Origin of the sequence: Thalassobius sp. MITS945101, from assembly GCF_047123305.1 — a bacterium.
Taxonomy (GTDB): domain Bacteria; phylum Pseudomonadota; class Alphaproteobacteria; order Rhodobacterales; family Rhodobacteraceae; genus Thalassobius.
In genome coordinates this window covers 2,542,548-2,558,711 of sequence record NZ_CP138918.1, presented here as the reverse complement: position 1 = coordinate 2,558,711, position 16,164 = coordinate 2,542,548, and the positions used below count along the sequence as shown (strand labels likewise).

The following is a 16,164-nucleotide window of genomic DNA, read 5'->3' as shown; positions in this document are numbered from 1 at the left end:
CCGCCGGGTCAGGGCCGGCTGTCAGGTTTGGGCGGGCGCCCACCGGGACCGGGACGGGGATGTTCACCGTCTTTGCCAGACTTTTTCCTGCTCAGATTTTTCTCCAACCGATCGGCAAAGCCCGCGCGTTCTTCGGCGGTCATATTACTCAGACGCTCCAGCAGCAGATCATGGCCCAACTCAGCCCGTTTCATGCCAAACGCCCGCTGTGCGGCAAAAAGCGCGGCCAGCTGATCCGGATCAAAATTTTCGCTGCGCAGCAAGGCAATGACGTCCAGAAACTGCGCCCGAAACTCAGCGCGGGTTGGCATCACGTCCCGTTGTTGACGGCGCAGCTGACGGGCGATGGCACGGCGGTCTTCGCTGTCCAGCGCACGGGTATAGGTGCCGGCGATTTCGTCGCCGCGTGGTGGCCTCTTGCCTGATGCCGGCGCGCCATAACTGTAAAAAGCGCCAAGGGCGATCCCCGCAATTGCAACGTTCAGCCCCAGCGAAACGAGCAACAGCCCGCGCACCCAGAGCCTGACCGAGCTGCCTTTGCCGGATGTATTCTGTTCTGCCATCGTTTTACCCTTCCGCCAGATCCAGCGAGAAGCCGGAGGTGACGTCCACAAGATACCCGTCTGTTTCCCAGGCAAACAAGGCGGTTGCACTGTCGCTCAGCCCGTCTGGCGGACTGACACCGATCCAGATCCCTGCCACACCTGCGGTGGCCAGACCCGCCATCGCCGGCCATCCGCCCACAGCCATCCAAGCCGCCTGCCACCAGCGACGCCGTGGCGCCGCAGGGATGGCATTGGCCTGCGCCAAGGTTTGCACAGCCAAAGCGTCCGAGAGCACCCGCTCCATCAGATCGCCTGAAGGCAAGGTGTCCTGCCCTCGTGCCGCAGCAAAAAGAGCGTCCAGCTCCATGTCATCCAGCTCGCGCTTATCCATCGGAATACCCCAGTTCATCGCGCCGCCCGGCCAGGGCCGCAGCCAGCGCTCGTTTTCCCCGCGCGGTCAGACTTTCGACCGCTTCTGTGCTGATGTCCATGATTTCGGCAATCTCAGGATTGCCCAGACCCTCGATGTGGCGCAGCACAACCGCCTGTCGCTGCCGGTCGGGCAGCTGATCGAGGGCGCTGTATAGCGCCGTGTTGCGGGCCTGGTCCTGCAACCCTTCGGCGGCACTGGCGCACTCGTCTTCGGGTTCCGGGATGGCATCAATGCCCACATTTGGTTTCTTGCGCAGCCGGTCGGTGCACAGGTTCGCAACAACGCGGTAAAGCCAGGTCGTCACCTTGGCCTCGCCTTGTCGCCATTCCGGCGCGATCTTCCAAAGCCGCATCATGGCCTCTTGCGCCACATCTTCAGCCTCGGCGCGATTGCCCAGCAACCGCATGGCCTGGGCAAAGACACGCGGGGTCAACCGCACGTTCAAAGAACGCGCGGCATCCGCATCGCCATTGGCGAACAGGACCAGCAGTGCTTCGTCCGTCACTTCGCTCATTGCATCCAAGGCCATATCCATTGTCCGTCCGGCGTAACTCTTTCCGTGGCGTCTGGCAATCTCATGCCAAGGGTGGCTCCCCCCTTGAAGTGGGGAGAGCCGGGCGCGGCTGGGCTTAGTTGCTGTCGCCGTCGCGGTCTTTGCCGCCCCCTTTGCGTTTGCCGAAACGCTTCTTGGCATTGTCGAACTCTTCCTGCGAGATCGCGCCGTCTTCATTTGCATCCAAACGCGAGATCATCTTGGAGGGATCGCGACGCTGCATTTCCTCGGCGCTCAGAACACCGTCGTCGTTTTCATCCATCTTCGAGATCATCCGTTCGATCCGTTTGGCCTGACGTTCTGCGTTCTCGCTTTCGGCGCGGGCGGCCAATTCTTCGGCGCTCAGCACGCCGTCACCGTTGGTATCGACCTCCGCAAACCGTGCAGCGGCGTGGGCGGTCAGCTCGGCCTCGGTGATCTGGCCGTCACCGTTGGCATCCAGATCGCTGAACTCAACCTGCGGGCCTTTGCGGCCGTGACCGCGTTCAGCCGAGGCGCTGACGGTGGTGCCCGCGATGGCAAGGGCGGTCAGGGTGGTGATGATGATAGTGCGTTTCATAGTGTGCTCTCCGATTTCTCAGTCTGTTTCTTGGTTTTGAAACCCGGGCTCATCACCCGTTTTCTGCAGGCTGATACGGGGGGGCAGAACGCTTCCGTCGAGGGTTTTGAGAAAATTTGGAATTCTCACGCCCCTGTGAACGACAGGTGGGGTTCTGTTACATTTGCCCCATAGAGGCGACACATCCGGTCTGACTGCGGCATGGTTTGTGCATCCAAAGGTGCAAATCGCCGTCAGCTTTGCGACAAGGCGACGCGGCGACACTTCGGGGGGTTTTTCTTGGCGCGATTTTGCACCAGTTTCCTCGGATGATTTTTTTTGAGTCCCTTAACGAATGAGAGACACCATGACTGACACCGTCCGGAGCGAGACCGACCGCCCAACAAAACCCGCGCTGCTGCGGGGCTGGCGTCGTAAATGCCCGAAATGCGGCAGTGGCCCCATGCTCAAAGGCTATTTGAAAGTACGTGACACCTGCCCTGTTTGTCGCGAAGAGTTCCACCATCATCGCGCTGATGACGGCCCCGCCTATCTGACGATCCTGATTGTCGGCCACCTCCTGGCACCGCTCTTGATGTTCGTCTTTGAGACCTGGCGTCCGTCGCCGATGGTGATGATCGAAATCTTCGGTATTGGCACCGTTGTTCTGTCGCTCTACCTTCTGCCCCGACTGAAGGGGGCGATGATCGGTTACCAGTGGGCGCGGCGTATGAATGGTTTCGCCCACGCTGGCTAAGCCACGCCTCGCAAAGGAACGGACGGGGGAAAGATGGACAAGACGGCAATTCGTGACGCGGCCACAGTGATTGTGCTGCGCAACCGGTTTGACGACCCGCATGTGCTGATGGGGCAACGTGGTGCCAAAGCGGCCTTTATGCCGAACAAGTTTGTCTTTCCCGGCGGTGCGGTCGATGCTGCGGACGCTGATATTCCCTTGGCCACCCCCCTTCCCGAGTTATGCCGTGACAGGATCCGCGAGGATGCAATTCGAGACATGTCGCACCCCTTGGCGGCTGCGGCGATCCGTGAGCTTTGGGAAGAGACCGGCCTGATCCTTGGCACGCAAGGCGATTGGCCTGAGGCCCCGACGGACTGGGCGGGGTTTGCGGCGGCCGGCTATCGCCCCTCCGCCGAAGCGTTGCAATTTGTCTTTCGCGCCATCACCCCCCCGGGCCGTCCACGCCGCTTCGACGCCCGGTTCTTCCTGATCAATGCGGAGTCTGTGGCCACGGATCTGGATGATTTCTCCGCCGCCTGTGACGAGCTTTCACACCTGCAGTGGATCCCCATGCCGAAAGTGCGCGAGTTTGATCTGCCCTTCATCACCGAAGTGGTTCTGGCAGAGGTTGCAGCGCGTGCCACCACGTCTGAGCCGCCCGCCTCGGTCCCGTTTTTCAAAAACGATGACGAGCACAATCTGTTCCTGCGTCTTAAAGGAACAGGACCAATGTCAGCACGCTTGCCGTAATAAGGGCGATGCCCGCGCCTTCGCGGCGGGTGATCTGCTCTTTGAACACCAGAACCGAAATCAGGATGGAAAAGATCACTTCCACCTGTCCAACGGCAAACACATAGGCCGCGTTTTGCAAGGTGAAGGCCAGAAACCAGCCAAGAGAGCCGCCCAGGCTGGCCAATCCCATCCAGACAGAACTGCGCCAGCTGGCCACAACACGGCGCAGCTCACCCGGTTCGCGCCATCGAATGTACGCGCTCAGACCCAGGCTTTGACTGGCGGTCACCACCATCAGCGACACCAGCGCCCGCAGCAGTGGATCGTCGCTGCCCACCTCCAGCGTTGCCCCGCGATAGCCCACTGCTGAGACGGCAAAAAAGGCCCCCGACAGCAGCCCCAGACCAGCGCCTTTGTTCAGGAACCGCTTTAAGCCCGCGCCGCTTTCCGGCCGGTCAGACAGGACCAACACGCCCAGCAGACCAACCAGGATCGCCATCAACCCGCCAAAGGACACCTTGTCGCCCAAAACGACAAAGCCCACCAGCGCGGTCTGTACCACCTCGGTTTTCTTAAACGTGATCCCGACGGCAAAGTTGCGGTGCTGAAACAGCGCCACCACACACCAGGTTGCCAGGATCTGCGCCAAAGCCCCGACCAAGGCAAAAACCAGAAACCGGTCACCAAGGCTGGGCCAGACACCGCCCTGCAGCTGCAGGTAACTCAGCGCAAAGACAGCCACAAAGGGGGTGGAAAACAGAAACCGCGCCAGGGTGGCCCCGCCCGCAGACAGGGTGCCCATCGACAGCGATTTCTGCAACATGAACCGCAAGGCCTGAAACGCAGCCGCCCCGACGGCCACGAAAATCCACAAACTGTCTACCATTTCAGGCCTTTCTTGCCGCGTCTTGGCGCGGCTTATTCCGGATCGTTACAGCGCACCATGTCCCATGTCGCGCCGCCGGTGTCGATGAACAACAGCCGGTCACTGTCCGTGACCAGCATCAGCCGGTCTTCGGTGTAATCATGCCCCGCATCCAGACAGCTGAGCGTGATCGCCCAGGCATTGTGAAACGGCAGGGCTTGTTTTTCGGCAATGTCACAGCCCCATTCGATCCCGAAAAACCCTTCGCGCGAATAGTTGTCCGGCGTCTCGTCGCCCACCTCGCCGGCGCGGGCGCACCAGCTGGCATTGTGGGTCCAATACCCTTCCCAAAGCTCACGCTCCGACGCAGTGGCGGGCACGGCTTGGGCCAAAAGGGTAAAAACCATCAAAGGGCGGTTAAAGGGCTGTGACATCAATTGGCTCCTGAAATCAGTAAGGCATCGGATGTGCCTTATGCACATGATCCAATGCAGCAATGACTTCATCGGACAGCACCAGTTCGGTTCCGTCAAGGATGTGCTGCAACTGCGCCTCGGTTGTTGCCCCGAAAATCACCGAACACATGAACGGCCGCTGCCGCGCCCAGGCCAGTGCCATATTGGTCGGGTCCAAACCGTTATCAGCAGCCACCTGCAGATAGGCCGCGACCGCCGGGAACACCCGATCGGTCTTACGGCCGCCCAAATCGCCATTGATCGCCATCCGCGACCCTTCCGGCAGCGCGCCGCCCTGATACTTACCGGTCAGCAGCCCCGCCGCCAAAGGCGAATAGCAGATCAAACCAACGTCTTCGTTGATCGAAACCTCCGCCAAATCGGTGTCATACATCCGGCAGAGCAACGAATATTCGTTCTGGATCGTGGCCACCCGCGGCAGGCCCAGACGGTCCGCCGTGGCTACCCATTGCGTAGTTCCCCAAGCGCTTTCGTTGGACAGGCCAAAATGACGAATGGTGCCGCGTTCGACTTCACGCTGCAATGCGCCCAAGGCATCTTCCATATGGGCCAGCGTGTCGGCCTTGTTTTGCGAAGACGGGTCGAACGTCCAATTCTTGCGGAACATATAGCTGCCCCGGTTCGGCCAATGGAACTGATAGAGGTCAATACAGTCCGTCTGCAGCCGCTTCAACGAGGCCTCAATCGTGGCTGGAATGCTTTCCGAGGTGATCGCCGCCCCGTCCCGCACAGCCATCAGTCCCTCACCGGAGTGTTTGGTCGCCAGCACAAACGCATCGCGCCGGCCCGGATTTGCGCCGATCCAGCTGCCAATGATCTCTTCTGTGCGCCCGATGGTCTCTTTTGCAACCGGGTTGACCGGATACATTTCCGCCGTGTCCATAAAGTTGATGCCATGGGCCAGCGCCATCTCGATCTGTCGGTGGCCTTCGGCCTCAGAGGTCTGGGTGCCAAAGGTCATGGTGCCCAGACACATATCCGTCACCATCACCCCCGTGCGGCCCATTTGTTTCTTTTGCATGTCGCGTTCCCTCAATACTGCTGGAGGCGAAGATAACCCTCCCCCCGGACAAACCAGCCCTTCCGGCGAAAAACTTGTGAGCGCAAACATTTTCGCGACGCCCTGCCTTTCTTCTTGGCAAAAATATCCCGGGGGAATTGGCCCTAGGGCCAAGGGGGCAGCGCCCCAAAATCCTGCCACGCAACCGATTTCACATCTAGCGGTGGCACAGGCCGCGCCCTTGCGCTAAAGGGGGTCTCAACACCTATCTGCAGGACGAGAGTTTATGGCACGGCATCTGATCACCTCGGCACTTCCCTATATCAACGGGATCAAACACCTCGGCAATCTTGTGGGCTCGCAGCTGCCTGCGGACCTGTTTGCCCGTTACCAGCGGGGCCGTGGCAATGAGGTGATGTTCATCTGTGCCACCGACGAACATGGCACCCCAGCCGAACTGGCTGCCGCCAAAGCCGGGCAAGAGGTTGCGGCCTATTGCGCAGAGTTGCATGACAAACAGGCCGAGATTGCCAAGGGGTTCGGCCTCAGCTTTGATCACTTCGGCCGTTCCTCCTCTGCGCAGAACAAAGAGCTGACCCAGCATTTTGCCGGTGTGCTGGCCGACAAGGGTCTGATCCGCGAAGTCTCTGAAAACCAGATGTATTCCCACGCCGACGGTCGCTACCTGCCGGACCGCTATATCGAGGGCACCTGCCCCAACTGCGGCTTTGACAGCGCCCGCGGCGACCAGTGTGACAACTGCACCAAGCAGCTGGATCCGGTGGATCTGATCAACCCCTATTCCACCATTTCCGGCTCGACCGATCTGGAGATGCGGGCGACCAAACACCTGTATCTGTGCCAAAGCCAGATGAAGGACCAGTTAAACGACTGGATCGACAGCAAGGCCGATTGGCCGGTGCTGACCACCTCGATTGCCAAGAAATGGCTGAACGACGGTGACGGCCTGCAGGATCGTGGCATCACCCGCGATCTGGATTGGGGTGTGCCGGTGAAACGTGGCGATCAGGATTGGGACGGTATGGAAGGCAAGGTCTTCTACGTCTGGTTCGACGCCCCAATCGAATATATTGCCTGCGCTCAGGAATGGGTTGAGGCTGGAAAAGGCAGTGACTGGGAACGCTGGTGGCGTACCGACAAAGGCGCGGAGGATGTGACCTACACCCAGTTCATGGGCAAGGACAACGTGCCCTTCCACACCCTGTCCTTCCCCTCGACGATCCTTGGCTCGGGGGAGCCGTGGAAGCTGGTGGATTACATCAAATCCTTCAACTACCTGAACTATGATGGCGGCCAGTTCTCGACCTCGCGCGGGCGCGGCGTGTTCCAGGATCAGGCGCTAGAGATCCTGCCTGCCGACTACTGGCGCTGGTGGCTCTTGAGCCATGCACCGGAAAGCTCGGACAGCGAGTTCACCTGGGAAAACTTCCAACAATCGGTGAACAAGGATCTGGCGGATGTGCTGGGCAACTTTGTCAGCCGCATCACCAAGTTCTGCCGCTCCAAATTCACTGAAGCGGTGCCTGAAGGCGGCGCGTTCGGGGAACAGGAACAGGCGCTGATCGCCGACCTGACCACCAAGGTGCGCGCCTATGAGGGCTTTATGGAAGACAAAGAGGTCCGCAAAGCTGCACAGGAACTGCGGGCGATCTGGGTGGCTGGCAATGAATACCTGCAGGCCGCCGCACCTTGGTCGACGTTTAAAACCGATCCCGAACAGGCCGCCGCACAGGTGCGTCTGGGCCTGAACCTGATCCGCCTTTACGCCGTTCTGTCTGCGCCGTTCATTCCCTTTGCCTCGGCCAAGATGCTGACGGCAATGGGCACAGAGGATGACAGCTGGCCGGGTGATGTGGCGGAGGCGCTGAACGCCCTGCCTGCCGGCCATGGCTTCACCGTACCGGAGGTGCTTTTTGCCAAGATCACCGACGATCAGCGCGAAGAGTGGCAGGGTAAATTCTCGGGCACCCGCGACTGACGCGCCTACCCCATTGCACACGTTCTAAGCCCGCCTTCTGGCGGGCTTTTTGCTGCCTGCTTTTCTGAACTAAGCTGCCTGACGGAATGTCACACCCAGAATGCATCTTTGTCACATGGTGTTTGTCCCCCGATGGGTTTTAGCTGAGCTAAATTTTCAAGACCTGACGGAGCGAACAGATGCCCGACACCCCCCCGATCTATTTCTGCCATGGCCTGCCCGGATGCCCGCGCGATGCCAGCTATTTTCTGAACCAGCCCGCGGTTGCCCCCGACCTGCTTGCTGCGATGCGAATGGATATGCCAGTGCGCGCGGCGCTGGCCGTGCAGTTTGATGCCTTAGGCGACAGTCAAACCCCGGTGCATTTGGTTGGCTTCTCTATCGGGGCGATGACCGCATTGGAAATCGCCGCCGCCCGCCCTGACCGGGTGGCGCAGGTGACACTGATTTCGGCCGCTGCACCGTTGCAATTGGGGGATTTCCTGCCCGAGATGGCGGGACGTCCGGTGTTCCAGATGGCCATGCGCCGTGGCCCCGGTCTGCGGCTGATGACGGCCGCACAGGGCCTAATGCTACGGCTGGCCCCGAAGGCACTTGTGAAACAACTGTTTAACGGTGTTTCTGCACTGGAGCAGAAACAGGTTGCGGCAACAGGCTTTGATGCAATGCTGAAAACTGGTTTGCGCCATGCCTACCAGACCAACCCGCAGGCCTACATGCGCCTGCTGCGCCATTATGTTAGCGACTGGACCGCGACGTTGACGCAGGTACAGGCGCCCGTGACCCTATGGCATGGCGAGGCCGACGGCTGGGCTCCGCCTGCGATGGCGGAGGCCCTGGTAGGGGAGCTGCGCGGTGGCACAACACTGCACCAGGTGCCGCAGGCCGGACATTACGCAACGCTAAGCCACGCTTGCGCCGCGCTGGAACGCGGGATGCGGCAGGCAGGCTGATCGCCCTTAGCGTGTGAACAGTCACAACATACGTTTAGCGGCTGGGGGTTTTCCTTACCTTTAGAAGTTTGAGAAAACACCGTTTCTCTCTCTGCACCCTTTGGAGGGCGGCATTTGAAACGGAGAGACCCCCATGCCCGTTGCTATAGTGATGCCCTCAAAGGGTGCAGTTCCCGGCTACTTTTATGAGACAACCGAAGCGCAACTTCTTTGCAGGTTGCGCCAGTTTCCTGCGGCCCCGCCATTGGACACGGTGGAGGCGGCCAAAACCTGGCTGCGGTCCCAGCCGGTCCCATCGGGATGGTTTCAAACCCCAGCCCAAGCCCAGGCCCATGTCAGCCAAAACCGCAAACGCCGCTAACTTAGAACACCAAGAACGCCGGGCTGGGTTGGGCTAACGCCCCGCCCCCGGCAACGCCCGCACTCTGAGGGGAGAGGCGGGCGTTTTGGTTTCCGGAAAAGGAAAACCAGCACCCCGGGACGGGGGCGCGGGGGAATGAGCGTCAGCCCCGAGGGGAGGCGTTAGCCCAAAACCGCTTTGACAGCGCGGGCGGTGGCCGCAACCACGGTGTCGGCTTCTTCTTTGGTCAGGCAGAACGGCGGTGCAAAACCCAGGATATCGCCTTGCGGCATGGCACGGGCAATGACCTTGTCCTGTTCCAGCAACTTGGCCGAGATTTGCGGGCCGATCTTATCCGCGGCATCAAAGAAGGTGCGGCTGTCACGATCTTTCACAAATTCCACGGCGCAGAGCATGCCTTCGCCGCGAATTTCACCGACGTTGGCGTGCTCACCCAGCGCCTCTGCCATCGACTTGTTCAGGTAGCCCCCCACGTCGCCGGCATTGCTGACAAGGTTCAGCTCATCCAGCAGCTTGAGGTTGGCAACGCCCGCCGCCGCGCCGATCGGGTGGGCCGAATAGGTCCAGCCGTGGCCGATCGGACCATTTTCATCGGTGCCTTTTTCCAGCACCGCCCAGACCTTATCGCTGACGATGGACCCCGACAGCGGCGCATAGGCCGAGGTCAGGCCTTTGGCGATGGTGATGATGTCAGGCTCAATGCCGTAATGTTCGGAGCCGAACATGGCGCCCAGACGGCCAAAACCGGTGACCACCTCATCGGCAACCAGCAAGATGTCGTGTTTTTTCAGCACAGCCTGAATGGCTTCCCAGTAGCCTGCGGGCGGCGGCACGATGCCGCCGGTGCCCAGAACAGGCTCGCCGATGAAAGCAGCGATGGTGTCTGCGCCTTCGCGTTCGATTAAGGCCTCCAGTTCGGACGCGCAATGGGCCACGAACTGTTCTTCGGACATATCCAGATCGTCACGTCGGAAATAATACGGTGCCTCAGTGTGGATCACCTGTTCAACGGGCAGATCAAACTTCTTGTGGAACAGCTCTAGGCCCGTCAGCGACCCTGTAACCAGACCCGAGCCATGATAGCCCCGCCAGCGCGAGATGATCTTTTTCTTCTCAGGACGGCCCAGGATGTTGTTGTAATACCAGATCAGCTTGACGTTGGTTTCGTTCGCGTCAGAACCACCCAGACCAAAATACACCTTCGACATATTGTCCGGTGCGCGGTCGAGGATCATTTTCGACAGGGTGATCGAAGCCTCAGTACCGTGCCCCACATAAGAGTGGTAGTAGGCCAGTTCGCGCGCCTGATCGGCGATGGCTTCGGCGATGTCCTGACGGCCATAGCCGACGTTCACGCAGTAGAGGCCCGCAAAGGCGTCCAGCAGTTTGTTGCCTTCGCGGTCCTCAATGAACACGCCCGATGCGGTTTTCACCACACGGTTGTCCATCTCGCCCCGGGCAAAAGCGCCCAGCGCGGTCGAAGGGTGGAAAAAGTTGTCGCGGTCCCATTCCGCCAGCTGATCGTTTTTCAACATCTCAGGTCCTTTCTGCACCAGCCTATTAGCCGGCCGGCTCTTGCTTCATCGTTTTGGGGGGGGAGCCCCCTTTGTTTTTCAACTGCCGCAGGGGATTAGCCCCAGTCGCGGCAGACGTATTTGATCTCGGTAAAAGCCTCCATGCCCTGACGGGCGCCTTCGCGGCCCAGCCCCGATTGTTTGGTGCCGCCAAAGGGGATCGGTGCGCCGGTGACCTTGGTGCGGTTGACCGCCACCATTCCAAATTGCAGCGCGCGCGAGGTGCGGTAGATGCGGCGGGGATCCTGACTGTGGACATAGGCAACAAGGCCGTATTCGGTGTCATTGGCTTTGGTGATGACCTCTTCCTCGCTGTCAAAGGGCAGGATCGCTGCAACGGGTCCAAAGGTCTCTTCGCTTAGGATCAAGGCGTCTTCGGGGACATCCACCACAACGGTCGCCTGATAGAACAATGGGCCCAGCGGATCCCGTTTGCCACCACAGGTCAGCCGCGCCCCTTTGGCCAGAGCATCGGCGACATGCTCTTCCTGTTTGACCACCGCCTTTTCATTCATCAACGGACCAAGATCGGCATCCTCCATGCCCGGCGCGAGGGTCAGCCCCTTGGTCGCTTCGGTGAACTTGGCGCAGAATTCGGCGTAGATCGCGCGATCCACATAAATGCGGTTTGCCCCCAGGCAATCCTGACCGGTGGTGGCGAATTTTGCCTTAATGGTTTCAGCAACCGCGCGGTCCAGATCCGCATCTTGAAAGACGATAACCGGTGCATGGCCACCCAGTTCCATCACCAGCGTCTTCACCGTTTCCGAGGACTGACGGCAGAGCAGCTTGCCCACTTCCGTAGAGCCGGTGAACGACAACGCTCGCACACGGGCGTCTTCGGTCCAGGGTTTCACCACGGTGGGCGCATGTCCCGTCACGACGTTGAACACACCGGCGGGAATGCCCGCCCGTTCGGCCAGTTCCGCCAAGGCCAGCGCGCTGAACGGGGTTTCCACGCAAGGGTGGCAAACCACAGTGCAGCCCGCCGCCAGTGCTGCGGCCGCCTTGCGGGTTAGCATAGCCGAGGGGAAATTCCACGGGGTGATCAGCGCGGCGACGCCGACCGGTTCGCGCCACAGCTCAACCTCGGCATCCGGCAGGTGGCTGGTGACACCTTCGATATTGGGACGTTTGGCCTCTTCTGCATAGAAATCTACAAAGCCTGCGCCATAGTCGATCTCACCACGGGCTTCGGACAGGGGTTTGCCCTGTTCCAGCACCATCATGCGGGCCAGATCTTCGCGGTGTTGCAGTTGCAACGCGCCCCAGAGGCGCAGTTTTTCAGCACGCTCCTGCGGCAGCAGCGCTGCCCAGGCCAGAAAGGCTGCCTGTGCAGCCGCCACGGCGCGGCTGGATTCGGCTGCCGAAAGGCTCGCGACCTCGCCCACAATCGCCCCGTCTGCGGGGTCGGTAACAGCAATCGTCGCACCACCTTCAGCAGCACACCACTTGCCATCGATGTAGGAAAAGCTGCGCACCAGGGCTTTGTCGGTGATGCCAGCGGCCGAGATCAGGTCTTTTTGTTCCATGTCATTCCCCAAGTCTTTTGTTGGAAAACTGACCGGAAGGCCGCAGAGATTTGGACTGAAGTTTGTTGCGGCGGCAGAATACTCAGCTGTCACGCCCGCCTCCGTCAGAAGAAAGCAGAAGCTCCAGTGGCGGCACCCCCTGCCCCTTCACCGGTTTTGTCACAACATAAGTGAAATACCGCGCCAGCCCCAGCCGGGCCTCAAGCATGGCGTCGATCAGACGTTGGTAGGCGTCAATGTCTTTGGTGACGACCTGCAGCAGATAATCAAAGCCGCCGCCCAGGGCCCAGGCGCCCGTTACTTCCTCATAGCGCTGCAACGCCGCCTCAAAGGCGCGGAAACTGGCAGCGGTGTGGGCCTGCAATTCGGCAACCACAAAAATGGTCACATGCGGCCCCAGTTTCTTGAGGTTGATCCTTGCGCCATAGCCTTCGATCAAGCCCGCCTTTTCCAGCTTCTTCAACCGGTCCCAACAAGGCGTTGGCGACAGGCCGATTCGGTCCGCCAAGGCCGATTTGGTGATCCGGCCTTCGGTGCTAAGCACCTTCAAAATCGCAATATCCCGATCATCAAGTAGCATGGAACGACGTGTAAAACCTGAGTGTTGGAGGTGAGGCAGTCCCTCACTTGTATACAAGAGTATTGACGCAGGCTCCATCCCCATCGAATATACCTGCAAGCAGCGGCTGAAAACGGGCTCAAAGAGCGCCATTCAGCCACAAAACCTGCCACCACCACACAACCTGTACACAACACTCTCTTCACGGGGATACGACCTATGGCATTGAAAACCCTGCCGTTCAGCCGCGCCGAATACAGCCGCCGTCTGGAAAAAACCCGCGCCGCGATGGCCAATGCGGGCCTTGATCTCTTGTTTGTGACCGATCCGTCGAACCAGGCCTGGCTGACCGGCTATGACGGCTGGTCCTTCTATGTGCACCAAGGGGTTCTGGTGCCGCTGGAAGGTGACCCGATCTGGTGGGGCCGCTACATGGATAGCGTTGGCGCCAACCGCACCTGCTGGATGGAGCCAAACCACGTGCACGGCTACGCCGACCACTTTGTCCAGTCCACGGAACACCACCCGATGCAGGATCTGGCCGGCCACATCAAAGCCCTTGGCGCGGAAGGCAAGCGCATCGGTGTGGAGATGGAGAACTACTATTACTCCGCCAAGGCCCATGCGGTGCTGGTCGAAGAACTGCCCGGCGCCACCTTCTGTGACGCCACCGCAATGGTGAACTGGCAGCGACTGGTGAAATCCGGAGAAGAAGTCGCGTTCATTCGCAAGGCCGCGCAGATCACCGACAAGGTCATCACCACCGCCATCGAAAAGGCCGAACCGGGCCTGCGCAAAAACGATCTGGTGGCCGAGATCTACCACGCCGGCATCACCGGGGTAGATGACATCTGGGGGGACTACCCTGCAATTGTGCCGCTGACACCGTCGGGGCTGGATGCCACCGCCGCCCATTTGACGTGGAACGGTGATCCGATGAAGGCAGGCGAAGCGACCTTTTTTGAGCTGTCGGGCTGCTACCGCCGCTATCATGCGCCGCTGAGCCGGACAGTTTATCTTGGCAAGCCACCGCAAGAGATGTTGGACGCCGAAGCTGCGCAGCTGGAAGGCATCGCCGCCGGTCTGGAAGCGGCGAAAGCAGGCAATCGCACCTGTGACATCGCCAATGCCTTTATGGATGTGCTGGCCAAACATGGCATCGAACGCTCTGGTCGGATGGGCTACCCCATTGGCCTCAGCTACCCACCCGATTGGGGTGAGCGTACGGCCTCAATCCGGACCGAAGACACCACCGTGCTGGAGCCGGGCATGACCTTCCATTTCATGCCGGCGCTGTGGATGGACAGCTGGGGACTTGAGACCACCGAAACTATGCTGATCACCGAAAATGGTGCCGCGGAACCACTCTGCTCAGTAGATCGCAAGATGTTTGTCAAACCATGACGCATCTCGCCCGCACCAAACAGATCCTTGCCGATCTGATTGCTTTCCCGTCGGTGTCTTCCGACGGGAATATGGATCTGATCGCCTATGCCGCCCGCCTGTTGGAAGACTGCGGCGCCAAGGTGGATCACATCATTGCCCCCTGTGGCACCAAGGCAAATCTCTTTGCCACTTTGGGTCCCGAAGTGGACGGCGGTATTCTGCTCTCTGGCCATTCCGATGTGGTCCCAGTCAGCGATCAGCAATGGGCCTCGGATCCCTTTGACATGATTGAGAAAGACGGCAAGCTCTTTGGCCGCGGCACTTGCGACATGAAAGGGTTCATCGCGGCCACGCTGGCCATGGCGCCTCTTTATGCAGCAAAGGTCAAAGATCGACCTGTGCATTTCGCCTTCACCTATGATGAGGAAATCGGCTGTTTCGGCGCCCAGCACCTGGCCGAAGTGCTGAAAGAACGTGGCCTGACGCCAGGCGTTGCCATCATTGGTGAGCCGACCGAAATGCGGATCATCGAGGGACACAAGGGCTGCTGCGAATATACCACCCATTTCCACGGGCTGGCTGGACACGGCTCTCTGCCCGATCGGGGTGTCAACGCGGTGGAATATGCCGCGCGCTATGTCGGCAAAATCCTTGAACTGAAGGACCGCCTGCGTGCGATGGCCCCGGCTGACAGCCCGTTTGAACCACCCTGGACCACCATCAACGTGGGTGCCCTGAACGGCGGTGTGGCCAATAACGTCATCCCCTCCAACGCGTGGATCGACTGGGAAATGCGGCCCGTTCAGGATGGCGATGCGGATTTCGTTAAAGAGGAGTTGGCGCGGTATTGCGATGAAGAACTGGTGCCCCAAATGCACAGCGTGGACCCTGACGCGGGCATCCGGCTGGAAACCATCGCGGAGGTGGCCGGTCTGATCCCAACCGAGGAAAATGAAGCGAAGCGCATCGTCTCGGAACTCACCGGTGCAAACGGGGCAGATCTGGTTGCTTTTGGAACCGAAGCGGGTATTTTCCAAGCACTTGGCACCGATGTGGTTGTCTGCGGCCCCGGCTCGATTGAGCAGGCGCATAAGGCGGACGAATACCTGTCTCTGGATCAATTGCAGCAGTGCCTGACAATGCTGGAACGACTTGGAGACCGATTACATGGCTGAAACGGGTGCGCGCGACAGGCACGAGGCGATCCATCATGAGATGCGCCAACGGATCTGCTTGCTCGACTACCCACCCGGAATGCGCCTGTCGGAAACCGAACTGGCCGAGGATTTCGGTATTTCTCGCACCCCTCTGCGCCGCGTGCTTGCACGGCTTGAGGACGAAGGGCTGGTCTATTCGCAACACGGCGTCGGCACCTTTGTGACCGACGCCAATATCAATGAGCTGGAACAGGTCTACCGCCTCCGGCTGGAGCTGATCGAAATCACCGGTCGGCTGGATCCGGTACAGCCTGACGCGGCCTATTTGGCGCGGTTTGATACCCTGCTGGAACGGTCGCAGCAGATCATCGACGGCGGCACCCCACGCGAATTCACCCAGTTCGACATTGATGTCTTCCAAACCCTGATGGATCTGACCGAAAACCTACCCCTGCGGGAGATTCAGGAACGGCTTTATTACCAGACCAAGCGGATCTGGCTGACGATGGCCAAAGCGGCAAAGCTGGATCTGAACGAAGAGTTCCGCATTTTTCACCACGAGATGGAAGCGATTGCGCTGGCCCTCGCCGCCGGTGATCTGGAGGCCGTGGCGCATATTCAGCGCGCCCATATCTCGATGAGCTTCAACCGTCTGCAGCAGCAGTCAGACGGCGAATAGGTCTCACCTGCGGCCTTCAGCAGAGTGCCGCGAGATAACCCTTTGTGATGTGCCGCGTTCTGCCTATCGTGCCTTCGACACAG

17 protein-coding genes are annotated in these 16,164 nt (G+C 59.9%); 7 read left to right on the top strand and 10 right to left on the bottom strand.

The annotated features are described in order from the left end of the window. Positions 1-8: 8 nt before the first annotated feature. The 4 genes from SIC14_RS12745 to SIC14_RS12730 all read right to left on the bottom strand — a co-directional run bounded on the left by SIC14_RS12745 (position 9) and on the right by SIC14_RS12730 (position 2,090). A complete protein-coding gene (locus tag SIC14_RS12745) occupies positions 9-563 on the bottom strand; it encodes a periplasmic heavy metal sensor (protein ID WP_412562302.1) in 555 nt (184 codons plus the stop codon). 4 nt (positions 564-567) lie between these two features. Next, positions 568-936, bottom strand: coding sequence for a hypothetical protein (locus SIC14_RS12740; RefSeq protein ID WP_412562301.1), 369 nt, complete (start codon positions 934-936; stop codon positions 568-570). Further along, positions 929-1,513, bottom strand: coding sequence for an RNA polymerase sigma factor (locus tag SIC14_RS12735; protein ID WP_412562300.1), 585 nt, complete (start codon positions 1,511-1,513; stop codon positions 929-931). The genes SIC14_RS12740 and SIC14_RS12735 overlap by 8 nt, the downstream gene beginning before the upstream one ends. Before the next feature lie 94 nt (positions 1,514-1,607). Further along, positions 1,608-2,090: an EF-hand domain-containing protein gene (locus SIC14_RS12730; protein ID WP_412562299.1), complete on the bottom strand. Its 483-nt coding sequence runs from the start codon at positions 2,088-2,090 to the stop codon at positions 1,608-1,610. 334 nt (positions 2,091-2,424) lie between these two features. Between SIC14_RS12730 and SIC14_RS12725 the strand changes: the two genes are divergently transcribed. Beyond that, positions 2,425-2,826, top strand: coding sequence for a DUF983 domain-containing protein (locus SIC14_RS12725; protein ID WP_412562298.1), 402 nt, complete (start codon positions 2,425-2,427; stop codon positions 2,824-2,826). Positions 2,827-2,859: 33 nt separating this feature from the next. Continuing rightward, positions 2,860-3,558: an NUDIX hydrolase gene (locus SIC14_RS12720; protein WP_412562297.1), complete on the top strand. Its 699-nt coding sequence runs from the start codon at positions 2,860-2,862 to the stop codon at positions 3,556-3,558. Here SIC14_RS12720 and SIC14_RS12715 read toward each other — a convergent pair. From SIC14_RS12715 to SIC14_RS12705, 3 genes are read right to left on the bottom strand one after another with little or no spacing between them, the layout of a single operon-like run. Then, positions 3,521-4,426: an EamA family transporter gene (locus tag SIC14_RS12715; RefSeq protein ID WP_412562296.1), complete on the bottom strand. Its 906-nt coding sequence runs from the start codon at positions 4,424-4,426 to the stop codon at positions 3,521-3,523. The two genes, SIC14_RS12720 and SIC14_RS12715, sit on opposite strands and share 38 nt — an antisense overlap. A gap of 32 nt (positions 4,427-4,458) precedes the next feature. Beyond that, complete coding sequence (locus tag SIC14_RS12710; RefSeq protein ID WP_412562295.1) at positions 4,459-4,839, bottom strand: hypothetical protein; 381 nt, start codon at positions 4,837-4,839, stop codon at positions 4,459-4,461. A 16-nt stretch (positions 4,840-4,855) separates the two neighbouring features. Then, positions 4,856-5,902, bottom strand: coding sequence for an aldo/keto reductase (locus tag SIC14_RS12705; protein WP_412562294.1), 1,047 nt, complete (start codon positions 5,900-5,902; stop codon positions 4,856-4,858). Positions 5,903-6,167: 265 nt separating this feature from the next. Between SIC14_RS12705 and metG the strand changes: the two genes are divergently transcribed. After that, entirely contained in the window at positions 6,168-7,880 is a 1,713-nt protein-coding gene (metG, locus tag SIC14_RS12700) for a methionine--tRNA ligase (RefSeq protein WP_412562293.1), read from the top strand. 179 nt (positions 7,881-8,059) lie between these two features. Continuing rightward, positions 8,060-8,833: an alpha/beta fold hydrolase gene (locus tag SIC14_RS12695; protein WP_412562292.1), complete on the top strand. Its 774-nt coding sequence runs from the start codon at positions 8,060-8,062 to the stop codon at positions 8,831-8,833. 522 nt (positions 8,834-9,355) lie between these two features. On the opposite strand, the gene SIC14_RS12690 is transcribed toward SIC14_RS12695, so the two are convergent. The 3 genes from SIC14_RS12690 to SIC14_RS12680 all read right to left on the bottom strand — a co-directional run bounded on the left by SIC14_RS12690 (position 9,356) and on the right by SIC14_RS12680 (position 12,880). Next, positions 9,356-10,729 carry an aspartate aminotransferase family protein gene (locus SIC14_RS12690; RefSeq protein WP_412562291.1) on the bottom strand — a complete coding sequence of 458 codons (1,374 nt, stop codon included), beginning with the start codon at positions 10,727-10,729 and terminating at the stop codon, positions 9,356-9,358. A gap of 95 nt (positions 10,730-10,824) precedes the next feature. Beyond that, positions 10,825-12,300, bottom strand: coding sequence for an NAD-dependent succinate-semialdehyde dehydrogenase (locus SIC14_RS12685; RefSeq protein ID WP_412562290.1), 1,476 nt, complete (start codon positions 12,298-12,300; stop codon positions 10,825-10,827). 82 nt (positions 12,301-12,382) lie between these two features. Continuing rightward, positions 12,383-12,880: an Lrp/AsnC family transcriptional regulator gene (locus SIC14_RS12680; protein ID WP_412562289.1), complete on the bottom strand. Its 498-nt coding sequence runs from the start codon at positions 12,878-12,880 to the stop codon at positions 12,383-12,385. A 198-nt stretch (positions 12,881-13,078) separates the two neighbouring features. On the opposite strand from SIC14_RS12680, the gene SIC14_RS12675 reads away from it, so the two are divergent. Genes SIC14_RS12675 through SIC14_RS12665 form a run of 3 tightly spaced genes read left to right on the top strand, consistent with a single transcriptional unit; the run spans position 13,079 to position 16,081 of the window. After that, positions 13,079-14,263, top strand: a complete 1,185-nt coding sequence (locus SIC14_RS12675; RefSeq protein ID WP_412562288.1) for a M24 family metallopeptidase — start codon at positions 13,079-13,081, stop codon at positions 14,261-14,263. Further along, the gene (argE, locus tag SIC14_RS12670) at positions 14,260-15,420 is read left to right on the top strand and encodes an acetylornithine deacetylase (protein ID WP_412562287.1); all 1,161 of its coding nucleotides are present in this window, start codon (positions 14,260-14,262) and stop codon (positions 15,418-15,420) included. Before SIC14_RS12675 ends, argE begins: the two co-directional genes overlap by 4 nt. Beyond that, complete coding sequence (locus SIC14_RS12665) at positions 15,413-16,081, top strand: GntR family transcriptional regulator (protein ID WP_412562286.1); 669 nt, start codon at positions 15,413-15,415, stop codon at positions 16,079-16,081. Before argE ends, SIC14_RS12665 begins: the two co-directional genes overlap by 8 nt. Positions 16,082-16,164: the final 83 nt, after the last annotated feature.